The organism is Kitasatospora phosalacinea (assembly GCF_030268885.1).
Lineage (GTDB): Bacteria > Actinomycetota > Actinomycetes > Streptomycetales > Streptomycetaceae > Kitasatospora > Kitasatospora phosalacinea_C.
In genome coordinates, this window is the sequence record NZ_BSSA01000036.1 from 42,838 (window position 1) to 63,580 (window position 20,743).

The 20,743-nt window shown below is 72.9% G+C and carries 17 protein-coding genes, 1 tRNA gene, 1 pseudogene and 1 riboswitch; of the genes and pseudogenes, 7 read left to right on the plus strand and 12 right to left on the minus strand.

The genetic code is table 11. From position 1 onward, the window contains the following. Positions 1-590 precede the first annotated feature (590 nt). From QSK52_RS34195 to QSK52_RS34205, 3 genes are all read left to right on the plus strand, one after another. Positions 591-1,736, plus strand: coding sequence for an SGNH/GDSL hydrolase family protein (locus QSK52_RS34195; protein ID WP_285740145.1), 1,146 nt, complete (start codon positions 591-593; stop codon positions 1,734-1,736). 56 nt (positions 1,737-1,792) lie between these two features. Beyond that, complete coding sequence (locus QSK52_RS34200; protein ID WP_285740146.1) at positions 1,793-3,013, plus strand: acetyl-CoA C-acetyltransferase; 1,221 nt, start codon at positions 1,793-1,795, stop codon at positions 3,011-3,013. A gap of 289 nt (positions 3,014-3,302) precedes the next feature. Further along, on the plus strand, positions 3,303-4,232 hold the full coding sequence (locus QSK52_RS34205; RefSeq protein ID WP_285740147.1) for a hypothetical protein: 930 nt from the start codon (positions 3,303-3,305) through the stop codon (positions 4,230-4,232). 103 nt (positions 4,233-4,335) lie between these two features. Here the strand turns inward: QSK52_RS34205 and QSK52_RS34210 are convergent, their stop codons facing one another. Both QSK52_RS34210 and QSK52_RS34215 read right to left on the minus strand, forming a co-directional pair. After that, complete coding sequence (locus QSK52_RS34210; RefSeq protein WP_285740148.1) at positions 4,336-4,677, minus strand: hypothetical protein; 342 nt, start codon at positions 4,675-4,677, stop codon at positions 4,336-4,338. A gap of 97 nt (positions 4,678-4,774) precedes the next feature. Continuing rightward, positions 4,775-5,626, minus strand: coding sequence for a Bax inhibitor-1/YccA family protein (locus tag QSK52_RS34215; RefSeq protein ID WP_285740149.1), 852 nt, complete (start codon positions 5,624-5,626; stop codon positions 4,775-4,777). A gap of 168 nt (positions 5,627-5,794) precedes the next feature. Between QSK52_RS34215 and QSK52_RS34220 the strand changes: the two genes are divergently transcribed. Further along, positions 5,795-6,319 carry a peptidylprolyl isomerase gene (locus QSK52_RS34220; protein ID WP_285740150.1) on the plus strand — a complete coding sequence of 175 codons (525 nt, stop codon included), beginning with the start codon at positions 5,795-5,797 and terminating at the stop codon, positions 6,317-6,319. 87 nt (positions 6,320-6,406) lie between these two features. Here QSK52_RS34220 and QSK52_RS34225 read toward each other — a convergent pair whose 3' ends face one another. Both QSK52_RS34225 and QSK52_RS34230 read right to left on the minus strand, forming a co-directional pair. Further along, entirely contained in the window at positions 6,407-8,971 is a 2,565-nt protein-coding gene (locus QSK52_RS34225) for an ABC transporter permease (protein WP_285740151.1), read from the minus strand. 54 nt (positions 8,972-9,025) lie between these two features. Next, positions 9,026-9,799 carry an ABC transporter ATP-binding protein gene (locus tag QSK52_RS34230; protein WP_285740152.1) on the minus strand — a complete coding sequence of 258 codons (774 nt, stop codon included), beginning with the start codon at positions 9,797-9,799 and terminating at the stop codon, positions 9,026-9,028. Positions 9,800-10,139: 340 nt separating this feature from the next. On the opposite strand from QSK52_RS34230, the gene QSK52_RS34235 reads away from it, so the two are divergent. After that, positions 10,140-10,221, plus strand: a tRNA-Leu gene (locus tag QSK52_RS34235). 120 nt (positions 10,222-10,341) lie between these two features. After that, positions 10,342-10,794, plus strand: coding sequence for a DNA-binding protein (locus QSK52_RS34240; RefSeq protein WP_285740153.1), 453 nt, complete (start codon positions 10,342-10,344; stop codon positions 10,792-10,794). A 208-nt stretch (positions 10,795-11,002) separates the two neighbouring features. Here QSK52_RS34240 and QSK52_RS34245 read toward each other — a convergent pair whose 3' ends face one another. The 7 genes and pseudogenes from QSK52_RS34245 to QSK52_RS34275 form a co-directional block, all read right to left on the minus strand. Further along, a complete protein-coding gene (locus QSK52_RS34245) occupies positions 11,003-12,370 on the minus strand; it encodes an NAD(P)/FAD-dependent oxidoreductase (protein ID WP_285740154.1) in 1,368 nt (455 codons plus the stop codon). A gap of 456 nt (positions 12,371-12,826) precedes the next feature. Next, positions 12,827-13,762 (minus strand): Ppx/GppA phosphatase family protein, encoded by a 936-nt coding sequence (locus QSK52_RS34250; protein ID WP_285740155.1) that lies wholly within the window; start codon positions 13,760-13,762, stop codon positions 12,827-12,829. 131 nt (positions 13,763-13,893) lie between these two features. Further along, positions 13,894-14,430: pseudogene (locus QSK52_RS34255) on the minus strand (DUF501 domain-containing protein); the annotation flags it as partial. 58 nt (positions 14,431-14,488) lie between these two features. Next, entirely contained in the window at positions 14,489-14,905 is a 417-nt protein-coding gene (locus tag QSK52_RS34260; RefSeq protein ID WP_285740156.1) for an FtsB family cell division protein, read from the minus strand. Positions 14,906-15,032: 127 nt separating this feature from the next. Continuing rightward, positions 15,033-16,319, minus strand: a complete 1,287-nt coding sequence (gene eno, locus QSK52_RS34265; protein WP_285740157.1) for a phosphopyruvate hydratase — start codon at positions 16,317-16,319, stop codon at positions 15,033-15,035. Between the two features lie 289 nt (positions 16,320-16,608). Then, positions 16,609-17,319, minus strand: a complete 711-nt coding sequence (locus QSK52_RS34270) for a transglycosylase family protein (protein ID WP_285740158.1) — start codon at positions 17,317-17,319, stop codon at positions 16,609-16,611. Positions 17,320-17,322: 3 nt separating this feature from the next. Beyond that, a riboswitch (cyclic di-AMP (ydaO/yuaA leader) is annotated at positions 17,323-17,521 on the minus strand. Positions 17,522-17,753: 232 nt separating this feature from the next. Beyond that, entirely contained in the window at positions 17,754-19,013 is a 1,260-nt protein-coding gene (locus tag QSK52_RS34275; protein WP_285740159.1) for a cytochrome P450 family protein, read from the minus strand. Positions 19,014-19,169: 156 nt separating this feature from the next. On the opposite strand from QSK52_RS34275, the gene QSK52_RS34280 reads away from it, so the two are divergent. Beyond that, positions 19,170-19,589 carry an SDR family NAD(P)-dependent oxidoreductase gene (locus QSK52_RS34280; protein WP_285740160.1) on the plus strand — a complete coding sequence of 140 codons (420 nt, stop codon included), beginning with the start codon at positions 19,170-19,172 and terminating at the stop codon, positions 19,587-19,589. 129 nt (positions 19,590-19,718) lie between these two features. Here QSK52_RS34280 and QSK52_RS34285 read toward each other — a convergent pair whose 3' ends face one another. Beyond that, entirely contained in the window at positions 19,719-20,714 is a 996-nt protein-coding gene (locus QSK52_RS34285; RefSeq protein ID WP_285740161.1) for a MazG family protein, read from the minus strand. Between the last annotated feature and the right edge of the window lie 29 nt (positions 20,715-20,743).

Below are 20,743 nucleotides of genomic sequence, written 5' to 3' on the forward strand. Positions count from 1 at the left end.
TCCTCCCGGTCCGTGGCATCACTGTTGTGCCGAAACCCCCACCCTAGGCCCCGCCCCGCACCACACCCCCCACGACGGAACCGAAACCACCACCACCCCAGACAACGCCCCGGACCCGCCCCAGGCAATCCCACTCCCCCAGCGCCCCCGGGGAGCCCCCGGCCCCGCCACAGGCGATCCCCGCAGCCCCCAGGCCCGCCGCACGCGGCCCCGCCCCCTGGGGGGCCTGCCGCAGGCAATCCCGCTCCCCCAGAGCCCCCCGGGCCCGCCGCAGGCGGCCCCCGCAGCCCTCGGATCCGCCGCAGGCGATCCCGCTCCCCGCCCAGGCCCGCCGCAGGCGGCCCCTCTACCGGCCCCCAGATCCGCCGCAGGCGCGGTCCCCGGCCCCCGGCCCCCAAGCCCGCCGCAGGCGATCTCGTCCCACCTCGCCGCCCGCCCGCACAGGCGCTCCCTCCCCCAGGCCCCCGCGCTCCCGGCTCCCGGCTCCCGGTCCGGCGGGTGGGTGGTTCTGGATGGGCGGGCCGGTACGGCGGGGCGCGCGGGGGGTACGAGTGGGAGTACCGGTGTGCGGAGTGGAGAGGGGGTTGCCGATGACCGGCTCGCAGGCGTCGAGGGCCCGGGTGGCGCGGCGGATCGCCACGGCGGCGGCGTACGGGGGTGGTGGGCTGGGGCTGCTGGGGGTGGGGCTGGCGGGGGTGCTGTTGACGGAGAGCCGGATGGCGATCCGGGCGATCGGGGTGCTGGAGGGCGATCCGCCGCGGGCGGACGGCCTGTACGGCGAGGGGTTCGCCGATCCGGCGGACCGGCGGCGGCCGCTGGTGCTGGCGTTCCTGGGCGACTCGACGGCGGCGGGCCTGGGGGTGCAGCGGGCGCAGGAGACCCCGGGCGCACTGCTCGCCTCGGGGCTGGCCTCGGTCGCGGAGCGCCGGGTCCAGTTGGTGAACGTGGCGAAGTCGGGGGCGCGCTCCTCGGACCTGGCCCGTCAGCTGGCGCTGGTCTCGGCGCTGCCGCACCGGCCCGACGTCGCGGTGGTGATGATCGGCGCGAACGACGTGACCCGGCACGCCCCGGCGGCCCGCAGCGTGCGGGAGCTGGGCGAGGCGGTGGGCGCACTGGTCTCGGCGGGGTGCCACGTGGTGGTGGGCACGTGCCCCGACCTGGGGACGATCAAGCCGGTGCGGCCGCCACTGCGGTGGGTGGCGCGGCGGTTGAGCCGACAGCTCGCGGCGGCGCAGACGATCGCGGTGGTGGAGGCGGGCGGGCGGACGGTCTCGCTGGGTTCGCTGCTGGGCCCGGAGTTCGCGACGCGCCCGGAGCTGTTCGCCGCGGACCGCTACCACCCGTCGGCGCAGGGGTACGCGACGGCGTCGATGGCGCTGCTGCCCTCGTTGTGCGCGGCGCTGGGGCTGTGGCCGCAGGAGTCGCCGGAGGCGGGCGGCGCGGTGGAGCCGCAGGCGGTGCTGCCGGTGGCGGTGGCGGCCGCCGCGGCGGCTGGTCGTTCGGGTACGGAGGTGACGGCGGCGGGCCCGGCGAACGGCACCTGGCGCTGGGCGACGCTGAAGCAGCGCTTCCGCCTGGCCCTCCCGCACGGCGCGGACGCGGAACCGGACGCGGAGCCGGGAGGGGAGTCGACCGGGGCGGGCCCGACGGAGCTGGCCGGCGGTGGCGGCCCGCGGGCGATCACGTCGGCGAACTCACATCCGGAGGCGGATGACGCCGGGGCTACCAAGCGGTAACTTTCCCCGGAGATCCACCGGATCGCACCCCGAGGTCACTCAGCGAGGAGCCCGCCATGCCCGAAGCCGTCATCGTCAGCGCCGCCCGTTCGCCGATCGGCCGGGCGTTCAAGGGGTCGCTGAAGGACCTCCGCCCGGACGACCTGACCGCGCAGGTGATCGGCGCCGCGCTGGCGAAGGTCCCGCAGCTGGACCCGCGGCAGATCGACGACCTGATGCTGGGCTGCGGCCTGCCGGGCGGCGAGCAGGGCCACAACCTGGCCCGGATCGTGGCCGTCCAGATGGGCATGGACTACCTGCCGGGCGCGACGATCACCCGCTACTGCTCCTCGTCCCTGCAGACGACCCGGATGGCGCTGCACGCGATCAGGGCGGGCGAGGGCGACGTCTTCGTCTCGGCGGGCGTCGAGACCGTCTCCCGCTCGGTCAACGGCACCTCGGACGGCATGCCGGGCACCACGAACCCGCTGTTCGACGAGGCGCAGGCGCGCACCAAGCACCGCGCCGAGACCGGCGGCGGCGAGTGGCACGACCCGCGCGAGGACGGCCTGCTGCCGGACGCGTACATCGCGATGGGGCAGACCGCGGAGAACCTGGCCGCGCTGAAGGGGATCACCCGGGCCGAGCAGGACGAGTTCGGCGTGCGCTCGCAGAACCTGGCGGAGGCGGCGATCGCGGCCGGTTTCTGGCAGCGCGAGATCACCCCGGTGACGCTGCCGGACGGCACGGTGGTGAGCGCGGACGACGGCCCGCGCGCGGGCGTGACGCTGGAGGCGGTCTCCGGGCTGAAGCCGGTGTTCCGCCCCGACGGTACCGTCACGGCTGGTAACTGCTGCCCGCTGAACGACGGCGCGGCCGCGCTGGTGGTCATGTCGGACACCAAGGCGCGCGAGCTGGGCATCACGCCGCTGGCCCGGGTGGTGTCCACCGGCGTCTCCGCGCTCTCCCCGGAGATCATGGGCTACGGCCCGGTGGAGGCGTCGAAGCAGGCGCTGCGGCGGGCCGGCCTGTCGATCGGCGACATCGACCTGGTGGAGATCAACGAGGCGTTCGCGGCCCAGGTCATCCCGTCCTACCGGGACCTCGGCGTGGACCTGGACCGGCTGAACGTGAACGGCGGCGCGATCGCGGTCGGGCACCCGTTCGGCATGACCGGCGCCCGGATCACCACCACGCTGATCAACTCCCTCCAGTGGCACGACAAGCAGTTCGGCCTGGAGACCATGTGCGTGGGCGGCGGGCAGGGCATGGCGATGGTGATCGAGCGCCTGAGCTGACCCGGAGGGGGCCGCTGTGGCGCGCGTCTCATCCATTCGGAGTGACACTGCGTAATTGAGGGCCGGATCACACCGCGGGTGTGGTCCGGCCCGTTTTTCGTCGTTCCGCGACCGAATGATCGACGCACCGGATTGGATCAACTCCGCAGCGTAGAAAGGTATTACCTAACAATTTGAGGACAAGTAGGAAAGTCACAGACAAATCCGACATCAGCCACTGCAGTAACGGCCGCCGATACGGCAGTGTGGAGGCGTAACCCCGTTCCGCTCCTCGTTGGGAGTACGTTCCGTGAGCGCCGTCTACCTCCCCCTGCTGCTGGTACTGATCGTCCTGACCGCCGCCGTCCTGCTCCACCTCCGCGCACTGGCACGGAAGTTGGACGCGCGGCAGTCCGCCCCGCAGGTGGACGAGGCACTGATACGCCGCGCCGTCGCGGAGGCGCTGGCCGCCGACCGGGAGCGGGAGATCACCGAGGCCCGGGCGTTCTGGGCCGAGCAGGAGGCCCGCGCCGCCGAGGACTCCCCGCTGTTCGACACCCCGTTCACCACCATCGGGGAGGACTGGCCGATCTTCTTCCCGCGCCCGACCGGCCCGCAGGACGCCGCCGACAACAACGGCGTGATGGACCCGGAGTTCGGCGAGGCACTGCGCCACGCGCTGGAGGACCTGATCAAGGACGACCCGGCGGACGGCACCCCGGCCGGCGGCGCCCGCGCCGCGCACCCCGCGCAGGGGCACCCCGCGCAGGGCGGCGGTCTGCCCGCCCCCGGCGACAACGGCGACGTGAAGGCCCGCCGGGAGGCCGACCTGCTGGCCACCGGCCTGGAGGCCGGGCTGCTGGACGCCGAGACCGAGCCCGCCGCCGCGCCCGACCCGCGCCGCCACCCCTCGCACCCGGACTTCGTGCCCAGCCCGACCCCGTCCCGCGAGTGGACCGACGACCGGCTGGCCGCGCTCGCCGAGGAGCGGATCGCGCTGACCGACGTCCGCCCCGGCCCGCTCGGCACCCTGGACGTGTACGCCTTCGCCGACGGCACCACGCTGTGCGTCGCGCCCGGCGACCGGGAGGCCGCGTACCGGCTGATCGACGCCGTCCGGGCCGGTGAGGACGTCCGGCTGCTCGGCGGTTCCCGGTTCTCCGGCTCGTACTCGCTGACCTTCTCCACCGACGACGAGACGGTCTACGTGCTCGCGGACCGGGTGGTCGCCTCGATCTGACGGCCGCCCGCCCGCGCCCGCACCGACGGGGCGCCGACCGCCCGGCAAGGGGTTGCCCGGGCCGGCTCGGCGCCCCGTCGCCGTCCGGGGGGTTGACGGTCCGTCAGGCGGTGGCCAGGTCGGTGGCCTCGACGTCGGCGAGCGCGGCGGCCAGGACGTCCGGGTGCCCGTCGCCCGCGGCGAGCGCCAGGTCGTGCCCGGTGACGGCGAGTTGGTCGCCCACCGCGAAGGCCCCGCAGTCCGGGACCTCCAGCGCGGGCAGCCCCTCCAGGGCCCGCCCGGCGTCCGCCAGCCGCCGGGCCAGCGCGAGCACCGCGGCGGCCCGCGACGGGTGCCCGGGGACGGTGCCCAGCAGGCGGCTCTGCGGCATCGCCCGGAAGCGGTCGGCGAGCCGGTCGACGGCGGCGGTCAGCCGCGCGGCGGCGGCGGGGAGTTGCTCGGACATGGCCCCGAGCCTAGAGGGCCCGGCCGACCACTCCGAACGCGGCGGGCCCCGGAGGAACGTTCCTCCGGGGCCCGCCGCTTCAGCTACCGGGTGCCGGTCAGTCGTCGCCGCGCAGGATGGCGATCAGGCGCAGCATCTCCATGTAGATCCACACCAGCGACAGCGTCAGGCCGAAGGCGGCCCGCCAGGCCTCCTTCTCGGGGGCGCCGTGGCGGATGCCCTCCTCGATCTCGGCGTAGTCGAGGGTGAGGAAGAACGCGCCGAGGGCGATGCCGACCAGGCCGACCAGGATGCCGAGCGGGCCGGAGCGCAGGCCGAAGTCGGCGCCGAAGAGCATCGCCACCGTGTTGACCAGCATCAGCAGGACGAAGCCGATGGCGATCGAGATGCCGATCCGGGTGTACCGGGGGGTGACCCGGATCCGGCCGCTCTTGTAGGCGAACAGCGTCGCCGCGAACACCGCGGAGGTGCCCAGCACGGCCTGGATCGCGATGCCCGGCCAGAGCGTCTCGAAGGCCTTGCTGATCGCGCCGAGGAAGAAGCCCTCCAGCGCCGCGTAGGCCAGGATCAGGCCCGGGTTGACGCTGCGCTTGAGGCTGATCACGAAGCCGATGACCATCGCGACCAGGGCCGCGCCGATCGCCGGGGCGAAGTTGTCCATCGGCACGGTGAACCACGCCACCGCACCGAAGGCGACCAGGGTCAGCAGCGTCATGGCCGTCCGGGCGACCACGTCGTCCATGGTCATCCGGCCGGTCTGCAGCGGGCCGGCGGACGGCGCCTCGTACATCACGGCGAGCTGCTCGTCGGTCAGCGGCTGCTGCCCCGCGTACGGGTTGCCGTACGCCTGCTGGCCCGGCTGGGCGGCCGTCTGCGTGCCGAACCCCGCGTACTGGTCGTTGCGGGTGAAGGACCCCTCCCGCGAGAAGACCGGGTTCCTGCTTCTCATCACATTCCTTCCGGGGCGGCACGGCACCACCCACACAGAGCACAAGAGTAATGGTTTGGCAAAGTATTCCGCGTCGGTCGTGAGGATGATCCCGTGTCGCCTGCGCGGAGGGCCACCCAGGGGGCAGGGTGGGTGGCGCACCTGATGCATACCCAGAAAGGCGGCCCCATGGCCGAGGAGCTGTACGCCACCCTGAAGACCAACAAGGGCGACATCGAGATCCGGCTGCTGCCGAACCACGCCCCCAAGACGGTCAAGAACTTCGTGGAGCTGGCGACGGGTGAGCGCCAGTGGATCGACCCGAACACCGGGCAGCCCAGCAACGCCCCGCTGTACGACGGCACGGTCTTCCACCGGGTGATCAGCGGGTTCATGATCCAGGGCGGCGACCCGCTGGGCAACGGCACCGGCGGCCCCGGCTACAAGTTCGCCGACGAGTTCCACCCGGACCTCGCCTTCACCAAGCCGTACCTGCTGGCGATGGCCAACGCGGGCCCGGGCACCAACGGTTCGCAGTTCTTCATCACGGTCGGCCCGACCACCTGGCTGACCGGCAAGCACACCATCTTCGGCGAGGTGACCGACGCGGCCAGCCAGCGCGTGGTGGACGCGATCGTGAACGTCGAGACCGGCCGCAACGACCGTCCGCTGGAGGACGTGGTGATCGAGAAGGTCGTCGTCGAGACCCGCTGACGGTCCGTCGGCGCGCCCGGCGCGCGGGAGCCGCCCGCCCCTCGTCGGAGGGGCGGGCGGCTCCACGTGCGTCGTGACGCCGGTGCGTCAGTCGGTCTTGATGCTGCTCAGGATGTCCATCCGGGCGGCCCGGCGGGCCGGCCAGAGGGCGGCGACCATGCCGACCAGGGCGGCGAGGCCGAGGAAGAGGAGCACGCTGCCGTACGGGATCACGGTGGTCAGTCCCTTCAGTTCGGAGGCCAGGATCCGTAGGGCGGACCAGGCCAGGAAGCAGCCGAGCAGGACGCCGATCACGGCGCCGAACAGCGAGATCACCACCGACTCCAGGCGGATCATCCGCTTGATGCCGCGCCGCTCCAGGCCGATCGCCCGCAGCATGCCGATCTCCCGCTTGCGTTCGAACACCGACATGGCGAGCGTGTTGATCACGCCGAGGACGGCGACCACCACCGCCATGCCGAGCAGGCCGTACATCAGGTTCAGCATGGTCGAGATGATCCGGCTGAAGTCGTCGACCATGTCCTGCATGGTCCGGACCTCCATCACCGGGTTGCGGCCGGTGGCGTCCTTGATCGACTGCTTCAGGGCGGAGGTCGGGCCGTCGACGCCCTTGACCAGGATCTGCTGGACCAGCGGGTGCGGGTCGTTGGCCTCGATCAGCCGGTTGGGGGCCACGATCGGGGAGACGCCCTCGGTGGCCTCGAAGACGCCGCCGACGGTGAGCGTCACGGGCGCGCCCTCGGCCGCGGTGGCCCGCAGGGTGGAGCCGACCGACAGCTGGTGCTTGGTGGCGAAGTCCTGGTTGACCAGCACCTGGTCCTGGCCGAGGGCCGCGGTGGAGCCGGACCTCATCGTCAGGTCGATCAACTGGTCGAAGGCGGCGGCGTCGTAGCCCTCGATGGCGCGGTCCTTGCCGACGCCCTCGATGTCCCACCAGACGTTGTCGACCTGGCTGACCGCCTTCACCCCGTCCGCCTTCGCCACCAGCCCGGTCAGGTCGGTGGACAGCTGGCGGCCGTTGGCCATGTTGACCGCGTAGTCGGCCTTCATCGTGTCGCCGACCATCGAAGTGACGGCGCTGGTGACCGAGTTGCCGATCACGGTCAGCGCGGTGACCAGGGTCAGGCCGATGGTCAGCGCGGCCGCGGTGCTGGCGGTGCGGCGCGGGTTGCGCACCGCGTTCAGCCGGGCCAGCTTGCCCGGGGTGCCGAACACCCCGGCCAGCGCCGGGCCGACCAGTGCGATCACCGGGCGCGACAGCAGCGGCAGCAGGACGAACACGCCGATCAGGGCGAGCGGGGCGCCGAACTCCAGCAGGTGCTGGGCGTTCGAGCCGGTGCCGTTCGCACCGGCCAGGATCAGGCCCAGGCCGGCGCCGGCCAGCACCGCGCCGATCGAGTTGCGGATCACCAGGCCGCGCTGGGTGGTCGGCTGCTCGCCGCTGCTCATCGCCGCCACCGGGGGGATCCGGGAGGCCCGGACGGCGGGCAGCAGCGCCGACAGCACGGTGACCAGCACGCCGACCACCAGGGTGCCGACGACCGTCACCGGGGCGACCACCAGCGAGCCGGTCGGCATGCCCTCGTCGAAGGAGTGCACCAGCGACTGCAGGCCCGCGCCGATGCCGACGCCCGCGAGCAGGCCGCCGACCGAGGCGACCACGCCGATCGCGAGCGCCTCGACCAGCACCGACAGGGTGACCTGGCCGCGGCCGGCGCCGACCGCCCGCAGCAGCGCCAGCTCCTTGATCCGCTGGGCGATCAGCATGGTGAAGGTGTTGACGATGATGAAGATGCCGACGAACAGCGAGATCCCGGCGAACACCAGCAGCATGGTCTTCATGCCGCTGACCGAGTCGGCGACCATCCTGGTCTGCTCGTCCTTGAGCTCCTGGCCGGTCTGCAGCTCGACGCCCTCGGCGGGGGCCTTCGCCCGGGCCTGGTCGAGCAGTTGGGCCTCGCTGGTGCCGGGCTTGGCGGTCAGCACCACCGAGCTGAACCGGCCGGGCTCCAGCAGCTCCTGCTGGGCGGTGGCGGTGTCCATCAGGGCCAGCGTGCCGCCGGAGGTGACCTGCGGGTCGTCGGTGGTGAAGACGCCGGTGAGCACCGCGTCCCGGGCGGCGCCGTTCCCGGCCACCCGGACGGTGTCGCCGACGTGGTAGCCCGCCTTGTCGGCGGCCTGCCGGTTCAGCGCGACCTCGCCCGCGGCGCGCGGGCCGCGGCCCTCGGCCATCGGGTAGCGGGGGTCGGCGCCGGAGGCGTCCGGGACGAAGTTGGCGCCGCGGGAGCTCCACGCCTTGCCGATCAGGTCGCCCTTCTTGTCGGCGACGGCGGTGAACCCGGAGACCACGCCGCGGGCCCGCTCGGTGCCGGGCAGCGCGGCCAGCTCCTTGACGGTGTCGGCGGTCAGCACGGCCCGGTCCCCGCGCGGGGCGTCGCTGTCGACGGGGCCGCCGCCGTCCCCGCCGGTGGCGGAGACCAGCACCGAGACGTCCGAGAAGCTGGTGGAGTAGCTGTTGCGCATGGCCCGGCCCATGGTGTCGGAGAACACCAGGGTGCCGGCCACGAAGGCCGTGCCGAGCAGCACGGCCAGGGCCGTCATCAGGAGTCGGCCCTTGTGGGCCAGCACGTTGCGCAGTGCGGTGCGATACATGGGGTCAGTCCTGGGGAGGTCGGTGCGGGCGGGGTCGACGGGGGCGTCGGGCCGTCAGCTGGTGCGGCCCTTGGCGTCGAAGCGGCGCATCCGGTCCAGGACGGAGTCGGCGGTGGGGTGGTGCAGTTCGTCGACGATCCGGCCGTCGGCCAGGAACACCACCCGGTCCGCGTACGAGGCGGCGACCGGGTCGTGCGTCACCATCACCACGGTCTGGCCGAGTTCGCGCACCGAGTTGCGCAGGAAGGAGAGGATCTCGGCGCCGGAGCGGGAGTCCAGGTTGCCGGTGGGCTCGTCGGCGAAGATGATCTCCGGCTTGGAGGCCAGCGCCCGGGCGCACGCCACCCGCTGCTGCTGGCCGCCGGAGAGCTGGGCGGGCCGGTGCGAGAGGCGGCCGGAGAGGCCGACGGTCTCCACCACCCGGTCCAGCCAGGCCCGGTCGACCTTGCGGCCGGCGATGTCCATCGGCAGCGTGATGTTCTCCAGCGCGGTCAGCGTGGGCAGCAGGTTGAACGCCTGGAAGATGAAGCCGATCTTGTCGCGGCGCAGCCTGGTCAGCTGCTTGTCCTTCAGCCCGACCAGTTCGGTGTCGCCGATCGTCGCCGACCCGGAGGAGACCGCGTCCAGCCCGGCCATGCAGTGCATCAGCGTGGACTTGCCGGAACCGGACGGGCCCATGATCGCGGTGAACTCGCCCTGCCCGAAGGCGACCGAGACGTCGTCCAGCGCCACGACGCGGGTCTCGCCCTCGCCGTAGACCTTGTTCAGACCGGTGGCGCGGGCCGCGGCCACACCGGTGTGGGCTGCGTACGCGGTCGAGGTGCTCACGGTGGGGACTCCTGTCCGGGAGGGGCGGGTTTCGTCACGGGGCGGTCGGCCCGCAGGCTCCTTCGACCGCTACTCCATCCTCCCGGCGGCCCCCGCCGCCCACGTCGCCCCGGCGAACGGTTGGCCCACCGCCCCCAGGCGTACGGCCCGCCGCCGCCGTCTCCTCCTGCGGTATGACCCCTCCCCCGAGGGCCCCGGTGGCCGAGAAACGACCAAGTGTGGCCGAAACGCCAGACGCTTCGTCAGATGGCATGGAAGCATGACAACTTCCGTGCCGGGAAATATGCGAAACCGTCGCCCGTCCGACTAGGCTCAGTGCCTGAGTCAGCCGCGCTCCCTGGCCCAGATGGTGGAACGCAGACACGGGCAGCTTAAAACTGCTTGGCCGCGAGGCCGTGCCGGTTCGAGTCCGGCTCTGGGCACTCTCCTGCCCACTCTCCGTAACCCTTGGTGACCCGGCGGACACGACTCCGCCGAGGAATTGAACATCTCGTTCACAACGAATCATTGACCAGGTTGCGTTCAGGGAGCATCCTGGGTCCATGGCCGACACCCCGCCCCCGCCGCCCGCCGGCACCGACCCGTTCGCCCCGCCCGACCCCGCCGCCGCCCGCTCCCAGCGGGTGTACGCCTCGCTGTTCCGGATCGCCGAGCGGCACGCCGCCACCGACGGGCAGCGGCAGCGGCAGACCAACCCCGCGATGCTCGCCCCGCACGAGGCGGTGCGGTTGGTCGCCTTCCTGCTCAGCGGGGCGGCCCTGGCCGAGGAGGGCGAGCCGGAGGTCGACCGGGCCGACGTGCTGGCCGCGCTGACCCTGCTGCCCCTGGTGCGGGCCGAACTCGACGAGCTGGAGGCCGGGTTGCTCACCATGGCCCGCGGGCGCGGGATGACCTGGCAGGAGATCGCCTTCGGACTGGGCCTGGGCACGCCGCAGGCCGCCCGCCAGCGGCACGAGCGGCTGACCGACCGCACCGCCCCCGCCGAGCCCTCCTGACGCCCCGCCGGGGAGGCGACCGCCCCCGGAACGCCCGAAGGCCCCCACCCGGTGGAGGGTGGGGGCCTTCGTCAACTTCCTGCTGTACTCCGCCCGGTGGCGGGGCCGGCTGAGCACCACGGAGGTCGTGGTCCGGCGGCGCTGCCGGGCGGAGGGCCTCCGACTCGTACCCGACCTGTGTCGGGTCTGGTCGCTCTTCGCTCGCGACTCACTTGCTCGCGGCGAGCTCCTTCTCCGGCGCGGCCGCGGCGGCCGGCTTCGGCGCGGGGGCGGTCGCCTCCTGGAAGGCGTCGAAGGGCTTCTCCATCTCGGAGAGGCCGACCGTCTCGCGCTTGAGGAACATCGCCAGGGTCCAGTCGGTGAAGACCCGGATCTTGCGGTTCATGGTCGGGACCATCGCGCCGTGGTAGCCGCGGTGGAACCACCAGGCCAGGCGGCCCTTGAGCTTGATCTTGCCGAACAGGATCGCCACGCCCTTGTGCAGGCCGAGGCCGGCCACCGCGCCGAGGTTCTTGTGCTTGTACTCGGCCTGCGGGAAGCCGCGCATGCCCGCGATGACGTTGTCACCGAGGACGGCGGCCTGGCGGACGGCGTGCTGCGCGTTCGGCGGGCACCAGGCGCCCTCACCGGCGGCCAGGTCGGGCACCTGGGCGTTGTCGCCCGCGGCCCACACGTAGTCGAAGCCCTGCACCTGGAGGGTCGCCGCGGTGTCCACGTGGCCGCGCGGGCCGAGCGGGAGGCCGAAGCGGTTGACCACCGGGTTGGGCTTGACGCCCGCGGTCCACACGATGGTGGAGGCGTCGAACTCCATGCCGTTCTTCAGCACCACGTGCTGGTCGACGCAGGACTCCATCGAGGTCTCGATGTAGACCTCGATGTCGCGCTCCTCCAGGCGGCCCTTGGTCCACAGACCGAGGTCCGGGCCCATCTCGGGGAGGATGCGGTTGGCCGCCTCCACCACCACGAAGCGCATGTCGGAACGGCTGACGGTCTTGTAGATCTTGGCGGCGTCGCGCGCCATGTCCTCGATCTCGGCGACGGTCTCGATGCCGGCGAAGCCACCGCCGATGACCACGAAGGTCAGGGCCTTGCGCCGGACGTCCTCGTCCGTGGTGGACTCGGCCTTGTCGAGCTGCGCCATGACGTGGTTGCGGAGGCTGATCGCCTCCTCGACCGTCTTCATGCCGATGCCGTGCTCCGCCAGACCCGGGATCGGGAAGGTGCGGGACACCGAGCCGGTCGCGACGACCAGGTACTCGAAGGGCAGTTCGTAGGACTCGCCGGCTGCGGGCTGGATGGTGGCGACCTTGCGGGCGTGGTCCACCTCGGTCACGTGACCGGTGAGCACCTCCGCCTTCTTGAGGGCGCTGCGCAGCGGCGCGACGAGGTTGCGAGGGGCGACGTTGCCGCCGGCCGCCTCGGGGAGGAAGGGCAGGTACGTCATGTACGACCGCGGGTCGACGACCGTGACGGTCGCTTCGCCGTAACGCATCTTCTTGAGGATGCGCATCGCGGCATACAGGCCGACGTAACCACCGCCGACAATGAGGATGCGAGGACGCTCCGTGGTGCTCATATCCGAAAGTATCCACCCCCGCCTGACGGGCCATTCGTGAGGCCCGTCACAAGCCCCTGGACACCTGGTGATACACTGCGCGCCCGCACTTCCGCCCCGACGGGGCCTCCCCGCCCCTGCCGGCCACCCGCGGCGGGCGGGCCGGGCCGCAGTGCCGCGCTGAGCAGCAACGATCCCGGCGCCGCACGGGTTCCCGAGCGGGGTTTCGATTTCTCCGGGATGAACGGCAGGTTGCCTGCGATCCCACGAGCGACCCGCCGACAGCGCCTTCGGTCCACATTTCGGTCGCCGCAGTGGCTCGGAGTGGGTCGAAAGGCTGGATTGCCATGTGAAGAAATTCACGAAGGTTCTCGCCGCGACACGCCGGAAGGCCCCCGGAACGGCCCGCGGGGGTCTCCCGCACGCCCTCCGGGGGCCTTCCGACGGCCTCCGACGGCCTCTCGACGGCTCGGTGGATCAGGCGATCGACCAGGCGATCCCGTCCAGGATGTCGTGCTCGGAGACCAGCAGTTCGGCGGCCCCGGTGCGCTCCATGACCTCCAGCAGGACGAGCGCGCCCGCGGCGATCACGTCCACCCGGCCGGGGTGCATGACCGGCACGGCGGCCCGCTCGGCGTGCGAGGAGTGCAGCAGCCAGCGGGCGACCTCCCGCACCCGCTCGACGCCGACCACCGCGTGGTGGATCCGCTCGGAGTCGTAGCCGGGCAGCTCCAGGGCGATCCCGGCGACGGTGGTGACCGTCCCGGCCAGGCCGACCAGGGTCGCGCCGGAGTCCAGCGGGACGACCCCGGCGACGGTGTCCAGCGCGGCCCGGATGTCGGCCCGCGCGGCCTCGATCTGCGCCTCGGTGGGCTGCCCGCCCGCGAAGTGACGCTCCGTCATCCGCACGCAGCCGATGTCCATCGAGTACGCGGCCCGCACCTCCTGCTCGCCGAGCACGAACTCGGTGGAGCCCCCGCCCAGGTCGAACACCAGGTACGGCGGCCGGTGCGGGCCGCCGAGCAGCTCGCGGGTGGCGCCGGTGAAGGACAGCCGGGCCTCCTCGTCGCCGCTGACCACGCTCGGCGTGACGCCCAGGATCTCCTCGACCCCGGCGGTGAACTCGGCGGCGTTCTCGGCGTCCCGGGAGGCGGAGGTGGCGACCATCCGGATCCGGTCCGGGGTGACCCCGTGCGCGGCGATGACCTCCGCGTACTCGCGGCAGGCCGCGAAGGTGCGGGCCAGCGCCTCGGGGTGCAGCCGCCCGGTGCGGTCGACGTCCTGGCCGAGCCGGACGATCAGCATCCGCCGGTCCAGGTCCGTGATCTCGCCGGTGGCCGGGTCGAGGTCGGCGATCAGCAGGCGGATCGAGTTGGTGCCGCAGTCGATCGCGGCGACCCGGGTGCTGCTCACGACTCGTCCTCCGGTCCGTCGGCCCCGGCGGCGGCCCTGCGGGCGGCCCGCTCGGCGCTCAGCGCCTCCTTGGCGGCGATCACCGCGTCGTGGTCCTGCCCGGCGGCCTTGGCCCGGTTGCGGGCGACCCGCTCACCGGCCGCGTCGACCTCGGCCTCGCTGACGCACGGGCCCTTGGCCCACCACTGCTCCAGCATCCCGATCGCCTCGTCGCCGAGCGGGTTGACGCCCTCACCGGCGGCCAGCGAGTGCCCGACCAGCACGTGCAGGCACTTGACCCGGTCGGGCATGCCGCCCGCGCTGGGGAAGCCCTCCAGCACCTCGATGGCGTCCCGGCGGGCGATGTAGTCCTCGTGCGCCCTCCGGTACGCGGCGGCGAGCTCCGGGTCCTCGGCGAGCCGGGCGGTCTGCTCCTTCATCACGCCGTCCGCCTCCAGCGTCCCGATCAGCGAGGCGGCCCGGGGGCAGGTCAGGTAGTAGAGCGTCGGGAACGGCGTGCCGTCGGGCAGCCGGGGCGCGGTCTCCACCACGTCCGGGTTGCCGCACGGGCAGCGGTGGGCGACGCCGCGCAGCCCGCGCGGGACGCGGCCGAGCTGGGCGGCGATGGCGGCGACGTCGCGCTCGGACACCTCGGGGGCGTCGGACGCGGGAGGGTTCTGGTTGCTCATCGGGAGTCTGTTCGTCTGAGGGGGCGGGGGTCTTGGGGGCGGGGGCCTTGGGGGCGGCTCAGCGGGCCGGTCGCGGCGCGGGCAGGGCGGCGTCGGCGGCGTCCACCGAGTCCCAGAGGGTGGCGTACCAGGGCTTGACCGCCTTCGGGCGGCCGGCCGCGGCGTCGGTCGAGGAGGGCTTCGCGCCGGGCGAGGGCTGCGGGGAGACCGAGACGAACGGGGTCTCGCCGGGCAGCGCGTAGTGCAGCCGCTCCCTGGCCTGGGCCTTGACGTACTCCGGGTCCTGCCAGCGGGCCTTCTCCCGGCGCAACTCGTCGACCTGCTGGCGGGCGTGCTCGGCCTTGGCCCGCTGGGCGGCGATCTCGCCGCGCTGGGCGATGTACTGCCGGGCCGGGTAGGCGAGTATCGCCACCAGCGAGCACAGCACGAGCACCAGCACGGTGGCCCGGCTGGTGAAGCGCGGTCGCGCCGCCAACCCGGGAATCCTCCACTTGGCCATCTGCTCGCCCCTCCTGCGCATGCCGGTGCCCCGGCCCCACCCTACGCGGTGGGAGCCGGGGCACCGGTCACATCAAGCGGTTGTTCAGCCCCTGCTGTGCTCGTCAGTTCGCAGAGCGGAACCGCGGGAACGCCGAACGGCCCGCGTACTCGGCGGCGTCGTCGAGGATCTCCTCGATGCGCAGCAGCTGGTTGTACTTGGCGACGCGCTCGGAGCGGGCCGGGGCGCCGGTCTTGATCTGGCCGCAGTTGGTGGCGACGGCGAGGTCGGCGATGGTGACGTCCTCGGTCTCGCCGGAGCGGTGCGACATCATGCAGCGGTAGCCGTTGCGCTGGGCCAGCTCGACGGCGTCCAGGGTCTCGGTGAGCGAGCCGATCTGGTTGACCTTCACCAGCAGCGCGTTGGCGGTGCCGGTCTCGATGCCCTTGCGCAGGCGCTCCGGGTTGGTGACGAACAGGTCGTCGCCGACCAGCTGGACCTTGTCGCCCAGCGCGTCGGTGATGGCCTTCCAGCCGTCCCAGTCCGACTCGTCCAGCGGGTCCTCGATGGAGACCAGCGGGTAGTCGGCGACCAGCTCGGCGTAGTACGCGATCAGGTCGGCGGAGGAGAGCGCCTTGCCCTCGAACTGGTAGGCGCCGTCCTTGTGGAACTCGGAGGAGGCGACGTCCAGGGCCAGGGCGACGTCCTTGCCCGGGGTGTAGCCGGCCTTCTTGATGGCCTCGACGATGAGGTCCAGGGCCTCGCGGTTGGAGGCCAGGTTCGGGGCGAAGCCGCCCTCGTCGCCCAGGCCGGTGGAGAGCCCGCGCTCCTTCAGCACGCCCTTGAGGGTGTGGTAGACCTCGACGCCCCAGCGGACGGCCTCGGAGAAGGACTCCGCGCCGATCGGGGCGATCATGAACTCCTGGATGTCGACGTTGGAGTCCGCGTGCGAGCCGCCGTTGAGGATGTTCATCATCGGGACGGGCAGCACGTGGGCGTTCGGGCCGCCCAGGTAGCGGAACAGCGGCAGGTCGCTGGCCTCGGAGGCGGCGTGCGCCACGGCGAGGGAGACGCCGAGGATGGCGTTGGCGCCGAGCGAGGACTTGTCCGGGGTGGCGTCCAGGTCGAGCATGGCCTGGTCGATGAGGCGCTGCTCGGTGGCGTCGTAGCCGACCAGCTCGGGGCCGATCTGCTCGATCACGGCGAGGACGGCCTTCTCGACGCCCTTGCCGAAGTAGCGGCTCTTGTCGCCGTCCCGGAGCTCCAGGGCCTCGAAGGCACCGGTGGAGGCACCCGACGGGACGGCCGCGCGACCGGTGCTGCCGTCGTCGAGACCGACCTCGACCTCGACCGTGGGGTTGCCGCGGGAGTCGAGGATCTCACGGGCTACGACGACATCAATGGACGGCACGAGGCATCTCCTAGCGGAAGCGGATGTGTGGTCGTTACGACCAGAGCCTAGCCGCACACCGCGCCGCGGCCACGCTCGGCCGGGCCCCGTCTCACGGTGTGGCCGGGCTACTCATCGGTAGTTCACCTGTTTGACGACCGTTCCGCCGCCCCCGGCAGCGCGAACTGCCCGGTGTGCGCCGGGAGCGGACGGAACGTCAGGGGACGCGGCCCTCGTCAGGGCGGCGGCGGGGCCTCGTCAGGCCGCCGGACCGTCGCGTCCCGGATGCCGGGACCGGTTCCGGACCGGGTCAGAGGGAGAGCACCTGGCCGGGCAGGATCAGGTCGGGGTCGGCACCGATCAGCTCGTGGTTGGCCCGGTAGATCCGCTCCCAGCCGCCGGACACGTTCTGCGCGGCGGCGATGCCGGAGAGCGTGTCGCCGTCCTGGACGGTGTAACCGCCGGCGGCTGCGTTCTGCGGGACGGCCTGGGGCTCGGCGGCCTGGGGCTCGGCGGCCTGCGGTTCGGCGGGGGCAGCGGGCTTCGCGGGCTTCTTCGACTGCGAGCTCTTCGGCTGCCGGGGGGCGGTCGGGCGCTCCTGGGAGCGCGAGGCGGTGTCCTCGGAGGCGTCGGCGGGCGCGCCGCCCTTGGCGAGCCCGGCCCGCTTGGAACAGACCGGCCAGGCGCCGGGGCCCTGGGAGGAGAGCACCCGCTCGGCCACCGCGATCTGCTGGGCGCGGCTGGCCTGGTCGGCGCGGGCGGCGTACTGGCCGCCGCCGTAGGCGCGCCAGGTGGAGGAGGTGAACTGCAGACCGCCGTAGAAACCGTTTCCGGTGTTGATGCTCCAGTTGCCGCCGCTCTCGCACTGGGCCACGCGGTCCCAGGTGTCGGCGGGTGCGGCCGCCGCTCCGGCGGCGACGAGCAGTGGCAGGGCCAGGCCGACCGAGGCGACGCCGGCGGCGGCGACGACCTTCTCGGCCTTGGTACTACGGCGGTGACGGGCAGTGTTGACGAACAGCACGGGACGTCCTCTCCGCACGCCTGCGAGGTGAGCTGTCGGGTTCGGACCGGGAGGTTGGCCCGGCCGCCGGTCGCTCCGGACGCGGTTGCGCCCGCTGCTCGGCGGCCTCACCCCAAGCCGTTGGGACTACGGCGTTCACACTGGTTCCCCCGCTCCTGTCCGGTACCTGTGAGGTGGCCCGAGGACGCGGCGGACAGGACTCGGCGTGCCGCGATCGGGGCCCGCAGCTGCGGGCATGTCGGAGAGTAGGCAAAGCTGACGAGCAATCACAAGCTCATATCACCATGATCACGCCGAAATTACGGATCTTCAGGTCTCGTACACGAACGATCCAGGTATGTCCGGATTCGTTCCGAACCGGAGTGCGACGCGCGCCCCCGCCCCGGCGCGTCGTCGGCCCGGTCGGACGGCGTGTCGCGGGGGTCGAAACGGCGTCAGCGGGGCGTGAAGGAGACCGGGAGGTCGCGCAGACCGCGCATGATCAGTCCGCCCCGCCAGCGCAGTTCCGCCGGATCGGCGGCCAACCGAACGTCCGGAAGCCTGGTCAGTAGGCTGCCGATCGCGCGCTGCCCCTCAAGCCGGGCCAGCGGGGCGCCGATGCAGTAGTGGATGCCGTGACCGAAACCCAGGTGCGGGTTGTCCGAGCGGGCCAGGTCGAGGGTGTTCTCGGCGGAGAACCGGGCCGGGTCGCGGTCCGCCGCGGCCAGCACCACCAGCACCGGGTCGCCGACCGGGACGTCCACCCCGCCGATGGTCAGCGGCGCGGTGGCGAACCGCCAGGTGGCCAGCTCCACCGGGCCGTCGTAGCGCAGCAGTTCCTCGACGCCGGTCTCCAGCAGGGCCGACTCGCCGCGGCCCAGCGACTGCTGGAGCAGCGTGCGCTGGTCCGGGTTGCGCAGCAGCGCGTACATGCCGTTGCCGATGAGGTTGACGGTCGTCTCGAAGCCGGCGAAGAGCAGGATGAAGGCCATCGCCGCGGCCTCCTTCTCGGTCAGGTGCTCGCCGTGGTCACTGGCCCGGATCAGGCCGGAGATCAGGTCGTCGCCCAGGTCGGCCCGCTTGCGGTGGATCAGGTCGGCCAGGTAGCCCTGGATCTGCTTGACCGCGCGGCCGACCCCTCCCCTCTTGCCGCCGGCGTGTCCCGGCTTCGTGTGGCGCAGCATCATCCCCGCCCAGTCGCGCAGGTCGTCCTGGTCCTCGGCGGGGACGCCGAGCAGGTCGCAGATCGCGTAGATGGGGAGCGGGAAGGCGAACTCGTGGATCAGGTCGGCCTCGCCGCGCCCGGCGAAGGAGTCGATCAGCCGGTCGGTGAGCTGCTGCACCCGCGGTTCGAACTCGGCCACCCGGCGCGGGGTGAACGCCTTGGAGACCAGGCGGCGCAGCCGGGTGTGGTCCGGCGGGTCGATGTTCAGCAGGTGGGTCATCAGGTCGGCCTGCCGCTCCCCCGGGATGCCGACCCGGCCGCTGCGGTGGGCCTGCTCGCTGTGGTGCGCCGGGTTCTTCGACAGCCGGGCGTCCGCCAGCGCCTGCCGCGCGTCCGCGTAGCGGGTGACCAGCCAGGCGTCCACCCCGCTCGGCAGGGTGGTGCGGTGCACCGGCGCGTGCTCGCGCAGCCAGGCGTACGCCGGGTAGGGGTCGGCCGCGAACTCCCAGGTGAAGAGTTGCGGATGGGCGGCGTGGGGCTGATCTGGCATGTCTTGACCGTATCGGGAAGCACCACCGCGTGAGTCTGGTCACCTGGTGGGTAATCCCTGTTGCGGAGCGTCGGGGCGCGCCTACGATCCTCCGATAGCCACAGTGGGCGACGTGCGGGTCGGCCACGGGTTCGCCCTCGGGAAGGGGAGCAGACCATGCGAGTAGCCGGTGCAGTGGTGGTCATCGCGGTGCTCGACGGAGGTTCGGGGGCCGACCTGGCCCGCCGCTTCTCCGCCGCCGGTGCCGCCGGTCTGCTCATCGCCGACCTGCGTCCCGGCATCGCCGAGGACCTCGCGGCCGAACTCGACCGCCCCGGCTGCCCCGTGGTGGGCGTCTCCGGCGACGTCCACCACCCGGCCGACATCGCCGCGCTGGTCGACACCGCCGTCAAGCACCTCGGCCCGATCGACCTGTTCGCGGTCGCGGGCCCGGACGGCGAGCGGATCGTCCAGCTCGCCGACCTGCCCGACCACCTGAACCCGCTGGCTGAGGTCCTCGCCCTGGTCGGCGAGGCCATCGGCGAGGTGGTCCCGGCCCAGCGCCGCCCGGTCGCGGACGTCCCGCTGGCCGGCTAGGCCGGGCGGCAGCTCCCGCGGCAGCGCGCACGTGTCGTTGCCGATGAGGTTGACGGTGGTCTCGAAGCCCGCGAAGAGCAGGGCGAGGGCCGTCGCTGCGGCCGCGTGCCACCGAGCGGGACCGCTCCCCTACTCCTCCGGCAGCCCCTCCGCGGCCCGGACCGCCGCGCGGTAGCGGCGGGCCGCCGCCCGCAGCGCCGCGTCCACGTCCACCCCCCGGTCGTGGGCGCGCTGGGCGACCGCCAGCAGCAGCTGCCCCGCCGACTCCGCGGTCAGCTCGGCGGGCAGCTCGTACGGCGCGTCCGGCACGCCGGTGAAGTGCGCGCGGCGCACCCGCGACACCAGCTTCGCCGCGTACGCCAGCGCGGGCAGCCCGGCGGGCACGCCGTCCAGGACCGATTCGCGCTGCTTCTCCGCCGCCTTCAGCTGCTCCCAGTTGGCCTCGGTCTCGGCCGAGCCGGTCACGCTCACGTCGCCGAACACGTGCGGGTGGCGGTACATCAGCTTCTCGACGATGTCGCCCGCGACGTCGTCGATCGAGAACGGGTCCTCGGCGTCCTCCTCGGCGATCCGCGAGTGGAAGAACACCTGCAGCAGCACGTCGCCGAGCTCCTCGCGCAGGGTCTCCCGGTCGCCCTCCTCGATCGCCTCGACCAGCTCGAACGCCTCCTCCACCAGGTACTTCACCAGGCTCTGGTGGGTCTGCTCGGCGTCCCACGGGCAGCCGCCCGGCGAGCGCAGCCGGTCCATCACCGAGACCAGGTCGAGCAGCCGGGCCCCCGGCAGGTCGTACGAACCCGGCAGCAGTTCGATCTCCGGGTGCTCGCCCGCCTCCTCGACCGCGATCCGGGCCAGCGCGTCCGTCAGGCCCGGGTCGCCGTCCGGGCTCTCCAGCCAGACCGCGGGCGCCGCCGCGAGCAGCCGCCGCGCCAGCGCCGGGGCGGACGGCCGCTCCACCACCTCCGGCTCCACGCCCGCCGCCCGCAGCGCGGCCAGCTGCGGGTGGTCAGCGACGCCGACCAGCACCGTGGGCGCGGACCGGAGCGCCTCCCAGGCGGGCCAGGAGAGCAGGCCGGGGGCGACGCGGTGGGTGGTGGTCAGCAGGATCAGCTTCGGAGTCTCCACGGGACCGAACCTACCGCGCGGGGCCCCGG

Coding starts and splice junctions, on each gene's coding strand:
- QSK52_RS34195 (WP_285740145.1), top strand. CDS start 591: ATGACCGGCTCGCAGGCGTCGAGGGCCCGGGTGGCGCGGCGGATCGCC.
- QSK52_RS34200 (WP_285740146.1), top strand. CDS start 1,793: ATGCCCGAAGCCGTCATCGTCAGCGCCGCCCGTTCGCCGATCGGCCGG.
- QSK52_RS34210 (WP_285740148.1), bottom strand. CDS start 4,677: ATGTCCGAGCAACTCCCCGCCGCCGCCGCGCGGCTGACCGCCGCCGTC.
- QSK52_RS34215 (WP_285740149.1), bottom strand. CDS start 5,626: ATGAGAAGCAGGAACCCGGTCTTCTCGCGGGAGGGGTCCTTCACCCGC.
- QSK52_RS34220 (WP_285740150.1), top strand. CDS start 5,795: ATGGCCGAGGAGCTGTACGCCACCCTGAAGACCAACAAGGGCGACATC.
- QSK52_RS34225 (WP_285740151.1), bottom strand. CDS start 8,971: ATGTATCGCACCGCACTGCGCAACGTGCTGGCCCACAAGGGCCGACTC.
- QSK52_RS34240 (WP_285740153.1), top strand. CDS start 10,342: ATGGCCGACACCCCGCCCCCGCCGCCCGCCGGCACCGACCCGTTCGCC.
- QSK52_RS34245 (WP_285740154.1), bottom strand. CDS start 12,370: ATGAGCACCACGGAGCGTCCTCGCATCCTCATTGTCGGCGGTGGTTAC.
- QSK52_RS34275 (WP_285740159.1), bottom strand. CDS start 19,013: ATGCCAGATCAGCCCCACGCCGCCCATCCGCAACTCTTCACCTGGGAG.
- QSK52_RS34280 (WP_285740160.1), top strand. CDS start 19,170: ATGCGAGTAGCCGGTGCAGTGGTGGTCATCGCGGTGCTCGACGGAGGT.